The following is a 21,260-nucleotide window of genomic DNA, read 5'->3' on the forward strand; positions in this document are numbered from 1 at the left end:
CCGGTCGTCGGGCGCGGCGCAGCGCGCGAGGGGAACCGGCCGACCCGCGGATCGAGTGGTGCTGACCACTCTATGCGCGCCCGGCCACCAACGGGAGATCCACTTTTCGCCGCCCCGGGCCGCCCGACCGGCCGCCCGGGGCCCCCGGCCCGAAGGCCTCACGCCGACTCGAGGAGGAGGGCGATGCCCTGGCCGACGCCGATGCACATGGTGGCCAGGGCCCGCCGGCCGCCGCGGCGGCGCAGCTCCAGCGCGGCGGTCAGCGCCAGCCGGGCGCCGCTGGCGCCGAGCGGGTGGCCGAGGGCGATGGCGCCGCCGTTCGGGTTGACGTGCTCGGCGTCCTCGGGCAGGCCCAGCTCGCGCAGCACCGCGATGCCCTGCGCGGCGAACGCCTCGTTCAGCTCGACCACGTCGACGTCGGCCAGCGCGACGCCCTGGCGGTCGAGGAGTTTGCGGGTGGCCGGCACCGGGCCGATGCCCATGATCCGGGGCGGTACGCCGGCCGCCGCCGCGCCGCCGACCCGGGCGAGGGGAGTGAGGCCGTACCGGGCGACGGCGGCCTCGGAGGCGACCAGCAGGGCCACCGCGCCGTCGTTGACGCCGGAGGAGTTGCCGGCCGTCACGGTGCCGCCGTCGCGGAACGGGGTGGGCAGCGCGGCCAGCTTCTCGATCGACGTCTCCCGGGGGTGCTCGTCGACGTCGACCAGCTTCGTCTCCCGCCGGCCGGCGGGCACGGTCACCGGCACGATCTCCTCGGCGAACCGGCCGTCGGCCTGTGCCTTGGCGGCCCGCTGCTGGGAGCGGAGCGCGAACTCGTCCTGGGCGGCCCGGTCGACGCCGAACTCGGCGGCGACGTTCTCCGCGGTCTCCGGCATCGAGTCGATGCCCCAGCCGGCCTTCATCAGCGGGTTCACCAGCCGCCAGCCGAGGGTGGTGTCGTACACCTCGGCGGAGCGGGAGAACGGCGTGGTCGCCTTCGGCATGACGAACGGCGCGCGGCTCATGCTCTCCACCCCGCCGGCGACCACCAGGTCGGCCTCGCCGGCCACGATGGACCGGGCCGCGGTGGCCAGGGCGTCCAGGCCGGAGCCGCAGAGCCGGTTGACCGTGCTGCCGGGCACCTCCTCGGGGAGGCCGGCCAGCAGCGCCGCCATCCGGGCCACGTTGCGGTTGTCCTCGCCGGCCTGGTTGGCGCAGCCGAGGACCACGTCGTCGGTGCGGGCCCAGTCCACCGACGGGTGGCGGGTGACCAGTTCGCGGATCACGTGCGCGGCCAAGTCGTCGGGGCGTACCCCGGCGAGGGCGCCGGCGTACCGGCCGATCGGGGTGCGGACTCCGGCCACGAGGTAGGCGACGGTCATCGGCGCTCACGTCCTTCGGGGGTGGGAAGGGGCTGGCGGTCGCGGGAATGGCCCGGGTCACGGGCGTGCCCGGCGCCAGGATATCCGCGCGCCGACCGGATAGGTTTGCGGCATGGCCCGGGCCCAGTTCAGCGCAGAGACCGCCGGCGGCGGCCGGTTCGTCCGCCAGCCCAACCGGTTCACCGGTCGGGTCACCCCGCACTCCACCTCACCCGAGGGCGGCGGTCCGGACGAGCAGGGGCGCTGGCCGCTGGAGGCCGGCCGGTACCGGCTGATCTGGTGCCGGGCCTGCCCGTGGGCGCACCGGGCCCGGATCGTGCGCAGCCTGCTCGGCCTGGAGGACGTGATCTCGCTGGGCACCGTCGACCCGATCCGGGACGAGCGGGGCTGGCGGTTCGCCCTCGACCCGGACGGCTTCGACCCGGTGCTCGGCATCGGGTTCCTGTCGGAGGCCTACCTGGCCACCGACCCGGACTACACCGGGCGGGTGACCGTGCCGGCGCTGGTGGACACGCTCACCGGCCGGGTGGTCACCAACGACTACCCGCAGCTCACGCTGGACCTCTCCACCGAGTGGCGGCGGTTCCACGCTCCCGACGCGCCGGACCTGTACCCGGTGGAGCTGCGGCCGGAGATGGACGCGCTGATGGCGGAGATCCACACCGACGTCAACAACGGCGTCTACCGGTGCGGCTTCGCCACCTCCCAGCAGGCGTACGACGAGGCGTACACGGCGCTCTTCGCCCGGCTGGACGCGCTGTCGGAGCGGCTGGCCGGCCGGCGTTACCTGATGGGCGACGCGATCACCGAGGCGGACGTGCGGCTGTTCACCACGCTGGTCCGCTTCGACGTGGCGTACCACGGGCACTTCAAGTGCAACCGGCAGAAGCTGACCGAGATGCCGGTGCTGTGGGCGTACGCCCGGGACCTGTTCCAGACCCCCGGTTTCGGCGAGACGGTGGACTTCGACCAGATCAAGCGGCACTACTACGGCACCCACGAGGCGATCAACCCGACCCGGATCGTCCCGCTGGGTCCGGACACCTCCGGCTGGGCCACGCCGCACGGCCGTGGCTGAGCGCGGCCCGGCCGGGCGGGACAGCGGCGCCGTGGCCCGGGTCGCCGCCGCGTCGGTCGCCGCCGGGTGCGTGCTGGCCGGCACGGCCGCGGTGACGTTCGCAGTGGTCGCCGGCACGGGCGCGGGCCTGACCGGGTACGTCAGCGAGGCGGGCATCGCCAGCAGCGGGTACGCCCCGACGTACCGGATCGGGGTGTTCGCCCTGGCGGCGGCGTTGCTGCTGCTCGCCGCGGCGCTGCCCCCGGCGTTGCCGGTCGCGGCCGGGCTGCTCGGCGCCGGCGCGGTCTTCACGGCCCTGTCGGGGGCGGTGACGTGCAGCGCCGGTTGCCCGCTGCCGCCGTTCGAGGCGGCGACCGTGGCGGACCTGGTGCACGCCGGGGCGAGCATCGTGGCGATGGCGTCGACGGTCTTCGCGATGCTGGTGATCGCGCTCTCCCCGCACGCGGCACCCCGGCTGCGCCGGGTGTCGCGGCTGGCGGTGGCGGTGGCGCTGCCGGTGGCCGGCGCGATCGCCGTCGGGTTGGTGACGGTGGGCCGGGGCAGCCTGCTGGGCGGGCTGGAGCGGCTGCTGCTTGCGGTCGGCGCAGCCTGGGGTCTGGGCACCGCCGCGGTGCTGGGACGGCGGACCCGTTCGGCCGTGAACGTGACGAACGGGTCACCGCGCGAGAAACAGCGTGTGTAAGGAGCGTCACCGGCATCGCTCATTCCAGTTGTGGACCTGACGGGAGTACCGTCGGCAGGCGATGACCAACGTCTGGGACCTGACCGTGCGCCTGTATGTCGACCTTCGACTGCAGGCCAGCGGCATCTGTCCGGCGCAGCCGCTCTCCTGACGCCTGCCCCGTTCCGCCCTTCCCGACTTGGACGTCCCATGGCTTCCGCCCTGCGCAAGATCCCCTTCTCCGTACAGATCCTCCTCGGCCTCGTGCTCGGCGTGGCGCTCGGCTTCGTTGCCCGGGCCAACGACCTGAGCTGGCTCACCACCACCCTCGACACCGTCGGTGGCCTCTTCGTCCAGCTGCTCAAGCTGGCCGTCCCGCCGCTGGTCTTCACCGCGATCGTGGTCAGCGTGGTCAGCCTGCGCGGGGTGGCCAACGCCGCCCGGCTGGCGGTCAAGACGCTGCTCTGGTTCGGCATCACCGCGCTGATCGCGGTGACCGTCGGCATCGGCCTCGGCCTGCTGGTCGACCCGGGCCGCGGGGTCGACCTGAACGTCGCCGGCGCCGAGGCGCCCACCAAGGCCGGCTCGTGGACCGACTTCCTCACCGGGATCGTCCCGACCAACCCGGTCGGCGCGTTCGTCGACAACAACGTGCTCCAGATCGTCTTCCTCGCCCTGGTGGTCGGTGCCGCCGCGCTGCTGATCGGCGAGGCCGCCGAGCCGTTCGTGAACCTCAACCGCTCGGTCCTGGCCATCGTGCAGAAGGCGCTGTGGTGGGTGATCCGGCTCGCCCCGATCGGCACCCTGGGCCTGATCGGCAACGCCGTCGCCTCGTACGGCTGGGACCTGCTGGCCCCGCTCGCCAAGTTCACCACCGCCGTCTACGTCGGCTGCGCCATCGTGCTGCTCGTGGTCTACCCGGTGCTGTTGGTGGCCGCCGGCCGGCTCAACCCGCTGCGCTTCTACGCCGGCGCCTGGCCCGCCATCGAGCTGGCCTTCGTCTCCCGCTCCTCGGTGGGCACCATGCCGGTGACCCAGCGTTCCGTCGAGCGGCTCGGCGTCCCCCGCGAGTACGCCTCCTTCGCCGTGCCCTTCGGCGCCACCACGAAGATGGACGGCTGCGCCGCGATCTACCCGGCCCTGGCGGCGATCTTCGTGGCGCAGGTCTTCGGCGTGCAGCTCGGCGTCGGCGACTACCTGCTGATCGCCTTCGTCTCGGTGGTCGGCTCCGCGGCGACCGCCGGCCTGACCGGCGCGCTGGTGATGCTGACCCTGACCCTGAGCACGCTGGGCCTGCCGCTGGCCGGCGCCGGCCTGCTGCTGGCCATCGACCCGATCCTCGACATGATCCGCACCGCCACCAACGTGGCCGGGCAGGCGCTGGTGCCGACCATCGTCGCCGCCCGCGAGGGCACCCTGGACCGGGCCGCGTACGACACGGCCGGCAAGCGGGACCTGACCGAGCCGGACCCGGCCGACCGCCCGGCGGAGCGGCTGGAGCCGGTCCCCGCCTGATCCGTGGCCACCCGTGGCGACCCGCCGGTCTCCGGCGGGTCGCCGCCTGGCTTCGTGGTGCCAAACCCACCGAACGTCCCGGAGGATCACCCCCATGAGTGCCCTGTTCTCCCCGCTGACCCTGCGCGGCGTCACCCTGCCCAACCGGGTCGCCATGGCCCCGATGTGCCAGTACAGCGCCGGCCCCGACGGGCTGCCCACCGACTGGCACCGGGTCCACCTCTGCTCCCGGGCCGTCGGCGGCGTCGGCCTGATCGTCACCGAGGCCACCGCCGTGGTCCCCGAGGGGCGGATCAGCCCCCAGGACACCGGCCTCTGGTCCGGCGCGCACATCGACGCCTGGCGGCCGATCACCCGTTTCCTCGCCGAGCACGGCGCGGTGCCCGCCGTGCAGCTGGCCCACGCCGGCTTCAAGGCCTCCACCCACCGCCCGTGGGACGCCGAGCGCGGCGGGGTGCCCGACGCCGAGGGCGGCTGGACCCCGGTGGGCCCCGGGTCCGAGCCGTTCGTGCCCGAGTACCGGCGCCCCACCGCGCTGGACGAGCGTGGCATCGCCGCCGTGGTGGCCGCGTTCGCCACCGCCGCCGGCCGGGCCCTGGACGCCGGCTTCGCGGCCGTGGAGATCCACGCCGCGCACGGCTACCTGCTGCACGAGTTCCTCTCCCCGCTGACCAACCACCGTGCCGACGGCTACGGCGGCGACCGGGCCGGGCGGATGCGGCTCACCCTGGAGGTGGCCCGCGCGGTCCGCGCGGCAGTCGGGGAGGACGTGCCGGTGCTGACCCGGATCTCCGCCACCGACTGGGTCGAGGGCGGCTGGACCGTCGAGGACAGCGTGGTGCTGGCCGGGGAGCTCGCCGCGGCCGGTGTCGACCTGGTCGACGCCTCCTCCGGTGGCGCCGCGGCGACGGCGGCCATCCCGGTCGGTCCCGGCTACCAGGTGCCGCTGGCCGCCCGGATCCGCCGCGAGGCGGGCGTGCTGACCGGCGCGGTGGGGCTGATCGTCGAGCCGGAGCAGGCGGAGCAGATCGTCGCCGCCGGCGAGGCCGACCTGGTCCTGCTCGGCCGCGAGCTGCTGCGCGACCCCTACTGGCCCAACCGCGCCGCCGCCAAGCTCGGCGCCACCCCCACCTGGCCCAACCAGTACACCCGCGCCCACTGACCCCACCCCACCCCCACCCCACCCCCGGCCCCCACCCCCCGGCCCGCGCCGTTGATCATGAAGTTAGCGGGTCGTTTCGTCCCGTTCTACTGCGGCAAACTTCATGATCAACGGCGACAACGTGGGCGGGGCCACGTGGTGTGGGGGCGGGGTGCGCGGGTGCGCGGGTCAGCCGGCCAGGTGGCCCCAGTGGGGGTCGAGGTCCCGCCAGGGGCCCTGGGCGGCCACGGTGCCGTCGGTGAGGACCACGACGTGGTCGGCGCGGGTGAGGGCGGCGCGCTTCGACGTCGAGCCGACGACGGTGACGCCGTGTTCGCGTAGTGCCGCCCAGAGCGCCAGCTCGGTGGTGACGTCCAGGGCGGACGACACGTCGTCGGCGACCAGCAGCTCGGTACGCGGCGCGAGCGCCCGGGCCAGCGCCAGCCGTTGCAGCTGGCCGCCGGAGAGCCGGGTGCCCTTGTGCCCGATCAGCAGCCCGAGCCCGCCCCCGGCGGCGGCCAGGTCGTGTTCGAGCTGGGCGGTGGCCACCGCGCCGGCCGCGTCCACCTGGTGTCCGAGGGCGATGTTGTCGGCCACGGTGCCGGAGAGCACCCGGGGCAGCTGCCCGACGTAGCCGACCTGCCGCGGGCGCAGGAACAGCTCCGGCTCGGTGACCGGCTCGCCGTTCCAGCGCAGCTCACCGGTGTGGTGCACGATCCCGGCCAGCGCCCGCAGCAGCGACGACTTGCCGCTGCCCACCGGCCCGACCACCAGCACCAGCTGCCCCCGTTCGACGGTCAGGTCGACGCCGCGCACGGCGAGGGTCCCGTCGGTGTGCAGCGCCCCGAAGCCGGCCAGCTCCAGCCGGCGCAGCGGCCACCGGGCCGGCGGCGCCGGCGCCGGCGCGGTGCCGGCCGCCAGGTCCACCCCGGACACCGCCGCCGAGTACGCCGACACCCCGGTCATCGCGGCCGTCCGCCGGGTCCAGACCCGGGCCGACGGGTGCTGCGAGACCAGGGAGGCGCTGGTCCAGGCGAACCACCGGGCCGTGCCGAGGGTGGAGACCACCACCAGCGTGGCGCCCGCGGAGAGCGTCCCGCCCAGGTAGAGCGCCCACGCGACGATCGGCAGCAGCCCGGTGGTGACCGCGGGCGTCGACCGCGACCAGACCTGCATGGCGATCTCCCGCCGCTGCCGGTCGCTGCGCACCGTGTCCAGGCGGGCCAGGTGGTCCAGCACCGGACGGGTCGCGCCGGCCAGCTTCACCGTACGGGCGGCGGAGAGCGCGGAGACCAGCGCGGTGGCGAACGCCGCCCGGGCGCTGACCGTGGCGTGCGCCGAGCGTTCCAGCCGCGGCCCGAACAGGGTCGCCGCCAGCCCGGATACCACCATGGTGCCGAGGAAGAACAGCCCGGGTACGACGCTGCCGGTCACCACGGTCATCGCCACCACCATGAACAGGGCGATGAACTGGTCCATCAGGTTGTCGGCCAGCTGCACCACCCGTTCGGTGTCGCCGGCCTGGGCGACCACCTCGGCCGGGGTGTGCGCGCTGACCCGGCGCGGCCCGGTCTGCCCGTGCACCAGGCGCAGGCTGATCCGCAGCAGCTGGCGTACCCACCACTGCGGGAAGAGCAGGTTGGTGAGGTAGGGCATCGGCAGGATCACCAGCAAAGCGGCCACGATGCCCAACGCCGGCAGCCACGGGTCTCCCCCGCCGATCAGGTCGGCCCAGAGCCAGGGCAGCACCGCGCCGTCCAGCCCCAGCAGGGTCATCACCGCGAACATGGTGATGGAGAGCAGGCCGTACCGGCGGTCGTTGAGGCCCAGCCGGAGGATCTCCCGCAGCGTCCCGGCGCGCGGGGTCGGCGGCAGCGGCGGCGGGTCGGTGCGCGGCAGCGCCACCACCGGCCGCGCCGGGCCGGCCGCTCCGGTCGGGCCCTCGGCCGGTTCGGCGTCGGGCGCGGGGAGCAGGTCCACGCCGCCCCGCCCGGCACCCACCCCGGCGTACGCGCCGGCGTGGCTGGCGGCCAGCAGCTCGGCGAAGCGCTCCGACTCCTTCATCGGGCCGGCCTCCAGCACCGCCCCGTCGGCCATCACCACCACCTCGTCGCAGCGCCGCACCGAGGAGAGCCGGTGGGCGATGAGGATGCCGATCCGGTCGGCGAGCAGCCGTTCGGTGGCCCGTCGGACCCGGGCCTCGGTGACCGGGTCGAGTCGGGCGGTGGCCTCGTCGAGGATCACCACGTGCGGGTCGCGGACCAGGATCCGGGCGAACGCCACCAGCTGCTCCTGGCCGGCGGAGAGCACGTGCCCGCCCTCGCCGAGCCGGGTGTGCACCCCGTCGGGCAGCTCGTCGACCCAACCGGTCAACCCCAGCTCGGCCAGCGCCTCGGGGACGGCGGCGAGCAGGTCGGGGTCGAAGAGGGCGACGTTCTCGGCGAGGGTGCCGGCGAGGATCTCGGTGCGCTGCGGCACCACCGCGACCCAGCGGCGCAGCTCCTCGACGTCGAGGTCCAGCAGGTCGGTCCCGGCCAGGAAGACGGTGCGGGGTGGCACCTCCACCGCCCGGGTGAGCACCTTGGCCAGCGTCGACTTGCCCGAGCCGGTCCGCCCGACCAGGGCGTACGAGCGGCCCCGGACGAAGCTCAGGTGCACCTCGCGCAGGGCCGGCCCGCGTTCGCCCTCCCCGGTGGCCGGGTAGCGGAAGGTCAGCCCGCGTACGGTCAGGTCGCCCTCGACCGGGTCGGCGCCGCCGGAGGGTTCCTGCGCGGAGTCGTGCAGCAGGCGTACCCGGCCCCAGGCGCCGAGGGCGAACTGGAGGTGGGGCAGCATCCGGGTGATGTGCTCCATCAGGGCGCCGAAGCCGATCACCAGCAGCCAGACGGCGGTAAGCCGGGCCGGGTCGATCCGGCCGGTGGCCAGCGCCCAGGCCCCGCCGAGCACCACCAGCGCGACGGCGGTGCGGGTGGTGGCGACGGCCGAGAGGGTGAACCGGGCGTTGAGCCGGAAGACCCGCCGGCCGCGAGCGAGCACCTCGGCGGCCCGCTGGGCGTAGAGGCGCAGCACGTACGGCCGAGCCAGGCTGGTGCGCACGTCGTCCTGACCGTGCACCGCCTCCTCCATCACGGCGGCCAGGTCCGACCAGGCCTCCTCCTCGGCCATCCGGGCGGGCCTGATCCGGGCGGCCGGGCGACGCAGGGTGACCACCAGCAGGCCGGTCAGCGCCAGCATGCCCAACCCGGCCGGCCACCAGACGTAGAAGGCGACCAGCGTGGACAGTGCCCCGCCGGTCAGCGCCTGGATCATCCGCCAGCCGGTGTTGCGGATCTCGGCGGCCACCTGGTAGACGTCACCGTCGATCCGGTCGAGCAGTTCGCCGACCGGGGTGGTCTCCAGGGTGGGCAGGTCCTGGCCGAGCGCCACCCGGCACAACCGGCGGCGCACGTCGGCGGACCAGTCGGCGGTGAGCCCGGCCATCAGCAGGCCGACGGCCAGGTCGGCGAGGACGGCGGCGGCCAGAGCGGCGGCGAGTGCGACGAACCAGGTCGTCGAGCGGTGCACCAGCACCGGCCCGGCCAGGGCGGCGGCGCCCACCTGCCCGACGGAGGTCAGCAGGATCAGCAGGAACGCGGCCGCCACCCGCCGGGGCGCGGCGGTCCAGAAGTCTCGGAGCAGGCGCATGGAAGGTCCTCCGGACTCGGCTGGGGGGCGGTACCCCCAGCCTGGTCCGCGCGGCGGGACAGTTCAACGCATTTTCGCCGCCGGCAGAGCCTCCGGCTCAGGTCTGGGCGACCCGCCGGACGATGCCGAGCAGCGCGTCCTGCACGTCGGTGATCGGCCGGTCCGGCTGGAACACCAGCCAGTCGACGGCCACCACCAGGCCCACTCCGAACAGCGCCGACGAGGCGGTCGGCACGTCCAGGTCGGCGGGCAGGTCGCCGCTGGCCACCCCGGCCCGGACGGTCTCCGCGATCACCTCGATCGCCTCACCGCGCAGCAGCCGCAGGGTCTGCTGCCACTCCCGGTTGGTCCGCCACATCTCCGAGAGCAGCAGCTGGGCGAAGGCCCGGTAGCGGCGGATGTACTCCAGCTCGGCGCGGACCAGCGCGGCCAGCGCCTCGCGGGGCGGCAGCCCGTCGACGGCGGCCCGGAACTCGGCGGTGAGCAGCCCGATGCCGTGCCGGAGCAGCTCCTCGAAGAGGACGGTCTTGGACTGGAAGTTGTAGTAGACCGTCCCCTTCGCCACCCCGGCCCGGGCCGCGATGTCGTCCACGGTGGTGGCGGAGAAGCCCTGCTCGGCGATGAGCTGCACGGCCGCCTCGAAGAGACGCTGCCGGGTGTCCTCCCGTCGCCGTGACCGTCCGTCCGCCACCGAACCTCCCCGTCCCACCTCCCGGCCGGTGCGGCCGGCGCCGCACCGGTGCGTCGCCGCCCGGGTCATCAGCATCCTCACATGGTCAGTTCGGGGTGCAGCTTCGACGGGGTCAGCCGCCGGGACCGGCGGGTCGCCCCGACGGTCAGCGCGAGCGCCCCGAGGCCGAACGCGGCGAGCACGAGCGCGCCGGTGAGCACCGGGCCGGTGGGGCCGCCGTTGATGGTGTGCCGCAGGCCGGCGACCACGTAGGTCATCGGCAGCCACGGGTGGACGGCCTGGAAGAAGCCGGGCGAGGTCTGCACCGGGTAGGTGCCGCCGGAGGAGGTCAGCTGGAGCATCAGCAGGGCCAGCGCGGCGAGCCGCCCGGCCGGGCCGAGTTGGGCGCCGAGCCACTGCATGATCGCGGTGAAGGCCAGCGACACCAGGGCGAGCAGCCCGAGGGTGGCCGCCGGGTGGACCGGGTCCAGGCCGAGGACCTGGGTGACCACTCCGAAGAGCACCCCGGCCTGGGCCAGGCCGATGGCCGCGGCGGGCAGCCAGCCGGCGAGCGCGACCCGCCAGCCGGCCGCGCCGGACATCACGTGCCGCCGGTTGACCGGCCGCAGCAGCATGTACGTGATCATCGCGCCGACCCAGAGCGCCAGCCCGAGGAAGTACGGGGCGAAGCCCACCCCGTACGAGGCGGCGGGGTGGCGCGCCTGCCGGTCCAGGGCGACCGGGTCGCCGAGCACGTCGGAGCGGGCGCCCGCGTCGTCGTACCCGGGGATCTTCTTCTCCCCGGCGGCGAGCCCGTCGGCGAGGTCGCCGGCCCCGCCCTCCAGCTTGCTCAGCCCACCGACCAGCTGCTGCTGGGCGCCGGTGAGCCGGTTCAGTCCGCTGTCCAGCTCGCGGGCGCCGGTGGCGAGCCGGAAGAGGCCGCCGCGCAGCTGCTCGGCGCCGGTGGCGGCGTCGCCGAGCCCGTCGCGGAGCTGGGCGCTGCCGTCGGCGAGGGTGTCCAGGCCGGCGGCGAGCTGGTCGACCTTGGCCCGGGCGGAGGCCACGTCGTCGGCGAGGTGCGGCGCGGCGGCGGCGATCTCCCGGGCGGTGGCGGCCACCTGGTTCATCCGGGCCTTCAGTCCGGCCAGGTCGGCGCCGTCCAGCCCGGCCACCACCTTCTGGGCAGCGGTGGCGGCCTCGTCGGCGGCCTTGCGGGCGGCGACCACGTCGGGGTCGCCGGCGAGCTCCGGGTGGGCGGCGACCAGCGCGGTCAGCCGGTCGCGGACCTGCTGCGCGTCGGTGGCGGCCTGCCGGGCGGTCTGCGGCAGCGCGTCGATGTTGTCGGCGAGCGCCTGCGCGCCGGTGGCGACGGCGGTGGCGGAGCGCTGGATCTCCTCGGCGTTGTCCCGCAGCACCGGCTCGATCCGGTTCGCCGCCGAGTCGACCTTCCTGGCGGCGGCGCTGGTCTCGGCGGCCGCCCGGGCGGTGCCGTCGGCGATCTTCGCCGCCCCGGTACGCAGCTGCCCGATGCCGTCGGCCAGCTCGTCGGCGCCCTTGGCGGCGCTGCCCAGCCCGTCGGCGAGCTGCCCGGCGCCCTGTTCGGACCGGTCGATCCCGCCGGCGATCTTCCCGGCGCCGGACCCGGCGTCGCCCAGTCCGTCGTGGATCTGCCCGGCGCCGTCGGCGGCCTTGCCGGTCTCGGCCTTGAGGTCGGTGAAGCCGATCAGCATCTTCTCGAAGTACGACGCGGAGGCGCTCTCCCCGGCGGCGGCCCGGATCTCGGCGAACGCGGAGCGGGCGAGCAGGCCGGACAGGTAGTTGGTGGCGTCGTCGTTGACCACCTTCAGCTCGCCCCGGTGGGCGGCCTGGTCCGGTTCCGGGCCGGCGGCAAGGCTGGCGGAGAAGTCGGCCGGGATCTCGAAGACCAGGTGGTAGCGGCCGTCGCGCAGCCCGGACTGGGCGTCCCGCTCGTCGGTGACCGTCCAGCCGAAGACCTTGCGGTCGAGCAGTTCGTCGGCGAGGTCCTGGCCGGCGTGCACGACGGTGCCGTCGCCGGCCTCGGCGGGCCGGTCGGCGACGACCATCGCCACCGGGATCCGGTTGAGGTTCCCGTACGGGTCCCAGAAGGCGTAGAGGTAGAGGGCGCCGTAGAGCAGCGGGATGACGGTGAGCACGGCGAGCGCGGCGCGCGGCAGCCGGCCCCGGGTCATCCGGCGCAACTCGAAGCGGGCCAGGCGGAACACGCTCATCGGGTGACCTCCGCGGGGGTGGCGGCCGGGGTCGGCCGGGGCAGGATCAGGGTGGGGCGGGCGGGGACGGCGGCCGGGTCGGCGAGCCGGTGCTCGACGGCGGCGCTGCCGGGTTCGACGGCGCGGGCGCTGGCCACGACGGCGTACCCCTGTTCGGCGAGGCGGGCCATCGCGGCCCAGAGCCAGGCCCGCTCGGGGGCGTCGGAGCCGCTGTCCACGTCGTCGGCGACGATCAGCTTGGGTCCGCTGAGGGTGGCCAGGACCAGGCCGAGCACCTGGCGTTGCAGCGGGGTGAGGTCGCGGCCGCGGGTGTCGGGGTCGAAGGGGACGTCACCGGTGAAGCCGGCGCCGGAGATGGCGGTGGCGAAGGCGTCCCGCCGGTAGGCGCGGCGGGCGCGCACGGCGGCGACGGGGACCAGTTGCCGGCGGCGGCGGGGCACCGGACCGAGCAGCAGCAGGCGTTCCTGGATGTGCTCGCCGACGGTGAGCGCCGGGTCGGGTTCGTGCACCCCGGCCACCTGGCCGAGGGCGGCGGACCCGTGCCGCAGCACCCGACCCTCGCCGACCGGGAAGCGCCCGGCCAGGGCGAGCAGCAGCGAGGTACGTCCGCTGCCGGGTGGCCCGGTGATCGCGTGCAGCTCGCCCTCGGCGGCGGTCAGGTCGACGTCCCGGAACACCCAGCCCCGGCGGGTACGCAGTCCCAGCCCGCTGGCCTCCACGACGACGCTCATCACTCCCCCAACTAAACTGACTGGTCAGTACAAAAACATGCTCAGCATAGTCCCCGGTGTCCCGTTCACCTCAAGCCGGACGCACGTGACCCGCCCCACCCCACCCGGGCGGGGCGCCTCAGAAGAGGACGGTGGCCAGGGTGCCGACCGGGCGGAAGCCGCAGCGGGCGTAGACCCGGCGGGCCGGCACGTTGAAGTCGTTGACGTAGAGGCTGACCGTGGGGGCGACCCGGATCAGCGCGTCACGGACCACGGCCGCCATCGCCGCGGTGGCGATCCCGCGCCCACGCCACTCCGGGGCCACCCAAACCCCCTGGATCTGCGCGGTCCGCCGGGTCACCACCGCCAGCTCCGCCTTGAAGACCACCCTGCCGTCGACGAACCGGGCGTACGCCCGACCGGCGCGGACCAGGTCGGTGACCCGCCGCCGGTAGCCCCGCCCACCGTCCTCGGCCAGCGGCGAGACGCCGACCTCCTCGGTGTACATGGCGACCGCGGCCGGGAAGAGTCGGTCCACCTCACCGGTGCGAACCGGCCGCACCTGCGGGTCGGCGGGCAGCTCGGGCGGCCGGTCGGCGGCCAGCAGCGGCTGGTTGGCGCGCACGTCCCGGGCCGGCCCCCAGTGCCCGCGCAGCCGGTCCCAGAGGCCGAGCACGGCGTCGGCCCGGCCGACGATGGAGGAGCAGAGGCGCTCCTCCCCGGCCAGCAGGTCGGCGTACGCGTCGACGGCCGGCTCCGAGGCCAGCACCGGGGTGAGGTTGCCACCCAGCCAGCAGATCGACTCCAGGTTGCGCCGGTTGCCGTACCCCAGGATCCGGCCCTCGGCCCGCCACCAGGCCAGCCCGCGCGCGGCGATCCGCTCGGCGACCTGCGCACCCGCGTACGGATCGCGGTCGAGCAGCCGCTCCACCGCGCGGCGCTCCGACTCCCCGAGTTGCCGTACCGGCACCGTCAACACGGCTACCAGCCTGCCAGACGAGCCGACCGCCCGGCGGCCGGACCCGGGGACCGCCGGTGCCGGGCGGTCCGGGAACGCGCCCGGCTGGCCCCGGCCGTCGGACGGCAGCACATCCCCCGCGCGCCCTTTCGAGCTGATGACGTGGACGGATCAGGCCGGGCGCGCGACGTGAGTCGTCCGCGTCATCAGCTCGAAAGCACCCGGGCCGGTGGCCGCGTACGCGAAAGGGCGGCCTCCCACCGGGAAGGCCGCCCTTTTCGGACGTGAGCGTCAGTGCACGGTGACGGTGGCGCCGGGGACGAGGTCGCGCAGCTCCTCGGGGATCTCCGCGCCCATCTCGTCGGCCAGCCGCAGCGCCTCCTCGATCAGCGTCTCCACGATCTGCCCCTCGGGCACGGTCTTGATGACCTGGCCCTTGACGAAGATCTGCCCCTTGCCGTTGCCGGAGGCGACACCCAGGTCGGCCTCGCGGGCCTCACCGGGGCCGTTCACCACGCAGCCCATGACGGCCACGCGCAGCGGCACCGGCAGCCCCTCCAGGCCGGCGGTGACCTCCTCGGCGAGCTTGTAGACGTCGACCTGGGCCCGGCCGCAGGACGGGCAGGAGACGATCTCCAGGCCGCGCTCGCGCAGGCCCAGCGACTCGAGGATCTGGTTGCCGACCTTGATCTCCTCGACCGGCGGGGCCGACAGCGACACCCGGATGGTGTCGCCGATCCCCTCGGCGAGCAGCGCGCCGAAGGCGACCGCCGACTTGATGGTGCCCTGGAAGGCCGGGCCGGCCTCGGTGACGCCCAGGTGCAGCGGGTAGTCGCACTGCGCGGCCAGCTGCCGGTACGCCCGGATCATCACCACCGGGTCGTTGTGCTTGACCGAGATCTTGATGTCCCGGAAGCCGTGCTCCTCGAAGAGCGAGCACTCCCACAGCGCCGACTCGACCAGCGCCTCGGCGGTGGCCTTGCCGTACTTGGCGAGCAGCCGCTTGTCCAGCGAGCCGGCGTTGACGCCGATCCGGATCGGCACGCCCGCGTCGCCGGCCGCCTTGGCGATCTCCTTGACCTTGTCGTCGAACTGGCGGATGTTGCCCGGGTTGACCCGGACGGCCGCGCAGCCGGCGTCGATCGCGGCGAAGACGTACTTGGGCTGGAAGTGGATGTCGGCGATCACCGGGATCTGCGACTTGCGGGCGATCGCGGGCAGCGCCTCCACGTCGTCCTGCGACGGGACGGCGACCCGGACGATCTGGCAGCCGGAGGCGGTCAGCTCGGCGATCTGCTGGAGGGTGGCGTTGACGTCGGAGGTGAGGGTGGTGGTCATCGACTGCACCGAGACGGGCGCTCCGCCACCGACCGGCACCGAGCCGACCATGATCTGGCGGCTGGCGCGGCGCGGGGCCAGCGGCGGGGGCGGTACGGCCGGCATACCGAGACTGATCGAGGTCACTTCAGGCACTCACCTTGAGAAGAGCGTGATCGGGTTGATGACGTCCGCGGTGATGGTCAGCAGCGTGAACGCGCCACCGATCAGGATCACCGCGTACGTGAGGGGCATGAGCTTCAGGTAGTCGACGCGGCCGGGGTCGCGGCGGCCGATCTTCGCATAGAGCCAGGAGCGGGCCCGCTCGAACCAGGCGATGGCGATGTGGCCGCCGTCGAGCGGCAGCAGGGGCAGCAGGTTGAACACGCCGATGAAGAAGTTCAGCGACACGAACAACATGAAGAAGAGGTACCAGGCGTTGTTCTCCACCGCCTCGCCGCCGAGCCGGCTGGCGCCGACCACGCTGATCGGGGTGTCGACGTCCCGCTCGCCGCCGGTGATGGCGGTCCACAGGGCGGGCACCTTCTGCGGGATGCGCTTCATCGCCTCGTACGTGCCGACCGCCATCTGGCCGGTGTAGTCGGCGGTGGCGCCGAACGCCCCGACCGGCCCGTACTCGACCCGGGCGGGGGTGCTGAACCGCGGGCCGACGCCGAGCGCGGCGACCGGCCCGACGGTGCCCTTCGGGTCGTCCAGCGGCGGGCGCTGGGTCTGCGCCAGCACGGTGCTGGTGGTGCCGGGCTGGCCGTCGCGGACGTACCCGATCTCGGCGCGGTCGCCGGGCTTGACGGCCCGCAGCGCGGTGAGCAGGTCGCCGTAGTTGGCGACCGGCTTGCCGTTTAGCGAGGTGATCCGGTCGCCGTCGCGCAGCTTCGCCTGGGCGGCCGGGCTGGCCGGGTCGCTCGCCGTGCACTCCCGCGCGGTCGCCTCGGGCACCACGCACGGGGCCAGCGCGATCACCGCCGGCTCCTGCCGGGCCTGGGTGTCGGTGGACGGGAACTTCGGGTTGGGCAGGCCCACCGAGACCGCCATGATCCAGAGCGCGACCAGGGCGAGGGCGAAGTGGGTGATCGAGCCGGCGGACATCACGATCGTCCGCTTCCAGACCGGGTAGCGCCACATCGCGCGGGGCTCGTCGGCCGGGTCGACGTCGTCGTCCTGCGGCGTCATCCCGACGATCTTGCAGAAGCCGCCGAGCGGGACGCCCTTGACGCCGTACTCGGTCTCGCCCCGCTGGGTGGACCAGAGGGTCGGGCCGAAGCCGACGAAGTATTTGGTGACCTTCATCCCGAAGGCCTTGGCGGTGGCCATGTGCCCCGCCTCGTGCAGGCTAACCGAGATGAGGATCGCGAGGGCGAAGAGCACCACCCCGAGCAGGTACGCCATCAAGCTCCTTCCACCGAACCCGCGATGATCTCCTGCGCGTGCGCGCGCGCCCACGACTCGGCGGCGAGCACGTCCTCGACGGTACCTGGTTCGGTGAAGTCGGGAGCGTCCTCCAGCACCCGTTCCAGGGTGTCGACGATGGCGAGGAAGGGCAGCCGCCCGGCGACGAACGCCGCGACGCACTCCTCGTTGGCGGCGTTGTAGATCGCCGGCCGGCAGCGCCCCGTCTCGCCGGCCGCCTTGGCCAGCGCCACGGCCGGGAACGCCGCGTCGTCCAGCGGGGCGAACTCCCAGGTGTGCGCCTTCGTCCAGTCCACGCCGGCGGCGGCGTCCGGCACCCGGTCCGGCCAGCCCAGCGCCACCGCGATCGGCAGCCGCATATCGGGCGGGCTGGCCTGGGCGATGGTGGAACCGTCGACGAACTCGACCATCGAGTGGATCACCGACGTCGGGTGGACCATCACGGTGATGTCGGCGTAGGGCACGTCGAACAGCTCGTGCGCCTCGATCACCTCAAGGGCCTTGTTGACCATGGTGGCGGAGTTGATCGTGATGACCTTCCCCATGTTCCAGGTCGGGTGGGCGAGCGCCTGCTCGGGGGTGACCTGGGTCAACTCGTCGCGGCTCCGACCCCGGAAGGGACCGCCACTGGCCGTGACGATCAGCCGCCGCACCTCGCCGTGCGAGCCGGAGCGCAGGCACTGCGCCAACGCGGTGTGCTCCGAGTCGACCGGGACGATCTGCCCCGGCCGCGTCACCGCGGCCCTGACCAGGGGGCCGCCGGCCACCAGCGACTCCTTGTTGGCCAGCGCGAGGGTACGACCAGCACCCAGCGCGGCCAGCGTGGGAGCGAGGCCCAGCGAGCCGACCACCCCGTTGAGCACGATGTCGCAGGGCCACTGGGCCAGCTCGGTCATCGCGTCCGGGCCGGCCACGATCTTCGGGATCTTGAAGTCGCCGGTGGCGTACCCGCGGCGGCTGGCCTCCGCGTAGAACGCCAGCTGGAGGTCCTGGGCGGCGGAGGCCCTGGCCACACCGACCGCCTCGACGCCCAGCTCCAGGGCCTGCGCGGCGAGCAGTTCCACGTTGCCGCCGCCGGCGCCGACCGCGACCACCCGGAACCGGTCCGGGTTGCGCCGGACGATGTCGATGGCCTGGGTACCGATCGAGCCGGTCGAGCCGAGCAGCACGAGGTCTCGGGGAGATGTCACGGGGTCATTCTGCCCCGGCGGTGCTGTGCGCCCGCTGGGAGCCTCAGCCCTCGCCGTCCGCCTGCTCCTCGGCCTGCTCCTCGTCCTGGTTCTCGGTCTCCTGCTCGTCGAGCAGGTCGGCCGGGTCGACGGAGAAGGCGAAGGGCTGGTGCATCACGAAGGTGGTGCCGGCGGCGGCCGCCGACACCGGCTGGTACTCCCCCTCGAGGAGCTCGTAGAGCGCCATCGCCGGAACCCGGTTCCGAAGGTCGACGCGGAGGAAGAACGGCACACCGGCGGCTGCGTACTGGCGGGGGCGGTCGATCACGTCCTTGCGCCGGTTGCCCGGCGACACGATCTCACCGAGGAGCACCGCCTCGGCGATGTCCATCGCCGCCCGACCTCCGCCGGAGGAACGGAGAACGGCAATGTCAGGGATGAACAAGTCATCACCCGAGACGATGTTGACCTCGTGGTAGAGCCACAGCTTGGCTCGTCGGGCCGCCTGCTTGAGCAGGTAGGCGAGATCGAGCTCGGCGTTCTGGTGGTCAAATCCGGCATGTGGTGTCACGATCACGCTTCCGCTCAGGACCTCGACCTTGGGACCGTTGGTCTCCGGCAACAGGTCGAGGGCGAGCTGGGCGGTCCACGGCTCGTCGCGCCAGCGCAGCACGTCGAACGACGGCTCGGTCGGCTCCGGCATCTGCGTCACGAGGCCAGGCGTTGGGTCGGGCCGGCGGATCGGACGCCGTCGTCGGTCCGGTTGATCTCCGACCACACGGCGTCGAGGGAGATGCCGAGGACGTCGGCGATCGCGGCGATGGTGGGGAACGCGGGGGTGGCCACCCGACCGGACTCGATCTTTCGCAGGGTTTCCGGCGACACGCCGGCGTCCAGCGCGGTGAGCAGCATCGAACGCTCTCCCCGCGCGCGACGCAGGAGGGCGCCGAGGCGCTGCCCGCGTTCGACCTCCGCGGGGGTGAGTGGCAACCTGACCATGGCCCGTATTCTAGTACCGGGATAGCATGGCCGGGATACTTATTGGTCGTGAGTGAGGCGTCGCGTGATCGAGATCCTGAACCCCACCCAACTGCTGCGCGCGAGGGAGACCGGCGCCCTGGTCGCCGGCATGCTCCAGACCCTGAAGAGCCGCGTCACGGTGGGCACGAACCTGCTCGACATCGACCGGTGGACCCACGAAATGATCACCGAGGCCGGGGCGACCTCCTGCTACGTCGACTACGAGCCGTCCTTCGGGCGCGGGCCGTTCGGCCACTACATCTGCACCTCGGTCAACGACGCCGTCCTGCACGGCCTGCCGCACGACTACCAGCTCGCCGACGGTGACCTGCTCTCCCTCGACCTCGCCGTCAACCTGGGCGGAGTCGTCGCCGACTCGGCCATCAGCTTCATCGTGGGCGACACGCAGCCGCCGGAGAGCGTCGCGTTGATCGACGCGACGCAGCGCGCCCTGCGCGCCGGCATCGCCACGGCCGGTCCCGGCGTGCCGGTCGGCGACATCTCCCACGCCATCGGCACGGTCCTGCGCGAAGCGGGCTATTCGGTGAACACCGAGTTCGGCGGGCACGGCGTCGGCTCGACGATGCACCAGGACCCGCACGTGTCGAACACGGGTCGGCCGGGCCGCGGCTTCCGGTTGCGCCCCGGCCTGCTGCTGGCCCTGGAGCCGTGGGTGATGGCGGACACCGCCGAACTGGTCACCGACGCCGACGGCTGGACGCTGCGCAGCGTGACCGGCTGCCGTACGGCGCACAGCGAACACACCATCGCCATCACCGACGACGGAGCCGAGATCCTCACCCTGCCCGCGTAACCGCCTCGGTCGGGCCGCCCGCGCTAACCGATGCGGCGGTCGACTCCGAATCTTGGACACTTTCCGTTCGCGGCGAACGGAAAGTGTCCAAGACCGGCCACATCCTGCGGACTCGGCGGCCGGGGACGCCGCTGGCTGGCGATCCGCAGCCCTGACGAGGCCGGTCGGTCTGGTCACAAGCCGGCCAGGGAGAATCGGGGACGCCATGTCGGTCTCCAGGACGACAAGGCTCACGCGGCATCCGAGCGCCTGGACGAATACAGATCGGCCAAGGACTCATCGAGTTCCTCGTCCGACTCGATGAGATGTGGGCAGCTCAGGTCGCCAACCGAGTCGACCGGTCCGGCGCCCTGCCGCCGCGCCAACTCAGCCGCCGGCACATGCCCGGACGTCGGCCACTCAGACTCGGTGTCCATAACAGAGGCGGCCGGTGGTTCCGGGTCAGTGGGGTCCGGCGAGGCGGCCGGTAGCGGCGGCGTGGGCGAAGGCCCTCCAGGCGGCGGGCGGGAAGGCGAGCACCGGGCCGCGGCGGTCCTTGCTGTCGCGTACGCCGACCACGCCGGGCAGGTTGGTGGCCACCTCGACGCAGGTGGCACCGCCGTTGTCGCTGCGGGTGGACTTGCGCCAGACCGCGCCGGTCAGGTCCATGACTTCGCCAACTCCCGGATCAGCTCCCGGGAGGCCCGGCGGGGCAACGCCTCGCCCCGCAGGCTCTCCCACCTGTGTTGAAGGCTATCAACGTCGTCCGGCCGGTCCGTGACGTGCGCTCTCAACGGTGTATCCAGGTGGGCCACCTCGCCGCCCTCGGGGGTGCGGGCCAGGATGAACGCGCCGGCCAGGCCGGCGTGCATGCCGGCGTCGGCGGGGACCACGTGCAGCGTGACGTGCGGCTGCTCGGTAAGTCGGAGCAGATGCTCGAACTGCTCCACCATCAACGCCGGCTCCCCCACCGCCCGCCGTAGCACCGCCTCGTCGATCACCGCCACGAACTCCGGCGGTGTTTCCCGGCGCAACACCGCCTGGCGCTCCATCCGCGAGGTGATCCGCTGCTCCACCTCGGTCTCCCGCAGCATCCGGCCGCCGCGCAGCACCGCCAGGGCGTACGCCTCGGTCTGCAACAGGCCGGGGACCAGCGACGGCTCGAACCAGCGGATCAGGGTGGCCTCCCGTTCCACGCTGATCCACTCCCTGAACCAGGGTGGCGCAGCGTCGGCGCGGACCAGGGCGAGCAGTCGCTCGAAGAGGCCACCGGCGGCCAGGGCGGCGTCGGCGCGGGCGATGAAGTCCTGCGACGGGGTGCGGTGGCCGATCTCCACCATCCCCACCAGCGACGAGGAGTAGCTGATCCGCTGGGCCAGTTCCTCCTGGCTGAGCCCGACCTCCTTCCGCGCCCGGCGCAGCTCCGCGCCCAGGAACTCCAGCGTCGACATAGCCCCGCCGCCCATCACACCTCCACCACAGCTCACCCGCCGGTCACCACAGTCC

General features: G+C 73.7%; 17 protein-coding genes and 1 pseudogene. 5 read left to right on the forward strand and 13 right to left on the reverse strand.

What is annotated here, in order from left to right:
- Positions 1-158: 158 nt before the first annotated feature.
- Positions 159-1,361 carry a 3-oxoadipyl-CoA thiolase gene (gene pcaF, locus GA0070564_RS00290; RefSeq protein ID WP_091601004.1) on the reverse strand — a complete coding sequence of 401 codons (1,203 nt, stop codon included), beginning with the start codon at positions 1,359-1,361 and terminating at the stop codon, positions 159-161.
- Positions 1,362-1,473: 112 nt separating this feature from the next.
- Here pcaF and GA0070564_RS00295 point away from each other — a divergent pair.
- The 4 genes and pseudogenes from GA0070564_RS00295 (at position 1,474) to GA0070564_RS00310 (ending at position 5,777) form a co-directional block, all read left to right on the forward strand.
- Positions 1,474-2,534 (forward strand): annotated as a pseudogene (locus GA0070564_RS00295) (glutathione S-transferase family protein).
- Positions 2,510-3,121: a DUF998 domain-containing protein gene (locus GA0070564_RS00300; protein WP_425412413.1), complete on the forward strand. Its 612-nt coding sequence runs from the start codon at positions 2,510-2,512 to the stop codon at positions 3,119-3,121. Before GA0070564_RS00295 ends, GA0070564_RS00300 begins: the two are co-directional and overlap by 25 nt.
- A gap of 201 nt (positions 3,122-3,322) precedes the next feature.
- The gene (locus GA0070564_RS00305; RefSeq protein WP_176730569.1) at positions 3,323-4,615 is read left to right on the forward strand and encodes a dicarboxylate/amino acid:cation symporter; all 1,293 of its coding nucleotides are present in this window, start codon (positions 3,323-3,325) and stop codon (positions 4,613-4,615) included.
- 94 nt (positions 4,616-4,709) lie between these two features.
- Positions 4,710-5,777 (forward strand): NADH:flavin oxidoreductase/NADH oxidase, encoded by a 1,068-nt coding sequence (locus GA0070564_RS00310; protein WP_091601010.1) that lies wholly within the window; start codon positions 4,710-4,712, stop codon positions 5,775-5,777.
- Positions 5,778-5,945: 168 nt separating this feature from the next.
- On the opposite strand, the gene GA0070564_RS00315 is transcribed toward GA0070564_RS00310, so the two are convergent.
- From GA0070564_RS00315 to GA0070564_RS00360, 10 genes are all read right to left on the reverse strand, one after another.
- Positions 5,946-9,440, reverse strand: a complete 3,495-nt coding sequence (locus GA0070564_RS00315; RefSeq protein ID WP_091601012.1) for an ATP-binding cassette domain-containing protein — start codon at positions 9,438-9,440, stop codon at positions 5,946-5,948.
- Between the two features lie 97 nt (positions 9,441-9,537).
- The gene (locus tag GA0070564_RS00320; protein ID WP_218104864.1) at positions 9,538-10,131 is read right to left on the reverse strand and encodes a TetR/AcrR family transcriptional regulator; all 594 of its coding nucleotides are present in this window, start codon (positions 10,129-10,131) and stop codon (positions 9,538-9,540) included.
- A 77-nt stretch (positions 10,132-10,208) separates the two neighbouring features.
- The gene (locus GA0070564_RS00325; RefSeq protein ID WP_091601014.1) at positions 10,209-12,359 is read right to left on the reverse strand and encodes a YhgE/Pip domain-containing protein; all 2,151 of its coding nucleotides are present in this window, start codon (positions 12,357-12,359) and stop codon (positions 10,209-10,211) included.
- A complete protein-coding gene (locus GA0070564_RS00330) occupies positions 12,356-13,090 on the reverse strand; it encodes an ABC transporter ATP-binding protein (RefSeq protein WP_091601016.1) in 735 nt (244 codons plus the stop codon). The genes GA0070564_RS00325 and GA0070564_RS00330 overlap by 4 nt, the downstream gene beginning before the upstream one ends.
- A gap of 118 nt (positions 13,091-13,208) precedes the next feature.
- Complete coding sequence (locus tag GA0070564_RS00335; RefSeq protein ID WP_091604288.1) at positions 13,209-14,048, reverse strand: GNAT family N-acetyltransferase; 840 nt, start codon at positions 14,046-14,048, stop codon at positions 13,209-13,211.
- A gap of 270 nt (positions 14,049-14,318) precedes the next feature.
- Positions 14,319-15,491: a flavodoxin-dependent (E)-4-hydroxy-3-methylbut-2-enyl-diphosphate synthase gene (ispG, locus tag GA0070564_RS00340; RefSeq protein WP_088970304.1), complete on the reverse strand. Its 1,173-nt coding sequence runs from the start codon at positions 15,489-15,491 to the stop codon at positions 14,319-14,321.
- 9 nt (positions 15,492-15,500) lie between these two features.
- On the reverse strand, positions 15,501-16,751 hold the full coding sequence (locus GA0070564_RS00345) for a M50 family metallopeptidase (protein ID WP_091601018.1): 1,251 nt from the start codon (positions 16,749-16,751) through the stop codon (positions 15,501-15,503).
- Entirely contained in the window at positions 16,751-17,962 is a 1,212-nt protein-coding gene (dxr, locus tag GA0070564_RS00350) for a 1-deoxy-D-xylulose-5-phosphate reductoisomerase (RefSeq protein WP_091601019.1), read from the reverse strand. The genes GA0070564_RS00345 and dxr overlap by 1 nt, the downstream gene beginning before the upstream one ends.
- Positions 17,963-18,005: 43 nt before the next feature.
- A complete protein-coding gene (locus GA0070564_RS00355; RefSeq protein WP_141714672.1) occupies positions 18,006-18,644 on the reverse strand; it encodes a Uma2 family endonuclease in 639 nt (212 codons plus the stop codon).
- Between the two features lie 5 nt (positions 18,645-18,649).
- Positions 18,650-18,940: a helix-turn-helix domain-containing protein gene (locus GA0070564_RS00360; protein ID WP_091601022.1), complete on the reverse strand. Its 291-nt coding sequence runs from the start codon at positions 18,938-18,940 to the stop codon at positions 18,650-18,652.
- A gap of 64 nt (positions 18,941-19,004) precedes the next feature.
- On the opposite strand from GA0070564_RS00360, the gene map reads away from it, so the two are divergent.
- Positions 19,005-19,775, forward strand: coding sequence for a type I methionyl aminopeptidase (gene map / locus GA0070564_RS00365; protein ID WP_091601024.1), 771 nt, complete (start codon positions 19,005-19,007; stop codon positions 19,773-19,775).
- Positions 19,776-20,216: 441 nt separating this feature from the next.
- Here map and GA0070564_RS00375 read toward each other — a convergent pair whose 3' ends face one another.
- On the reverse strand, positions 20,217-20,423 hold the full coding sequence (locus tag GA0070564_RS00375; protein WP_091601028.1) for a DUF397 domain-containing protein: 207 nt from the start codon (positions 20,421-20,423) through the stop codon (positions 20,217-20,219).
- Entirely contained in the window at positions 20,414-21,220 is an 807-nt protein-coding gene (locus tag GA0070564_RS00380; RefSeq protein WP_141714673.1) for a helix-turn-helix domain-containing protein, read from the reverse strand. Before GA0070564_RS00380 ends, GA0070564_RS00375 begins: the two co-directional genes overlap by 10 nt.
- Between the last annotated feature and the right edge of the window lie 40 nt (positions 21,221-21,260).

Origin of the sequence: Micromonospora mirobrigensis (assembly GCF_900091555.1) — a bacterium.
Taxonomy (GTDB): Bacteria; Actinomycetota; Actinomycetes; order Mycobacteriales; family Micromonosporaceae; genus Micromonospora; species Micromonospora mirobrigensis.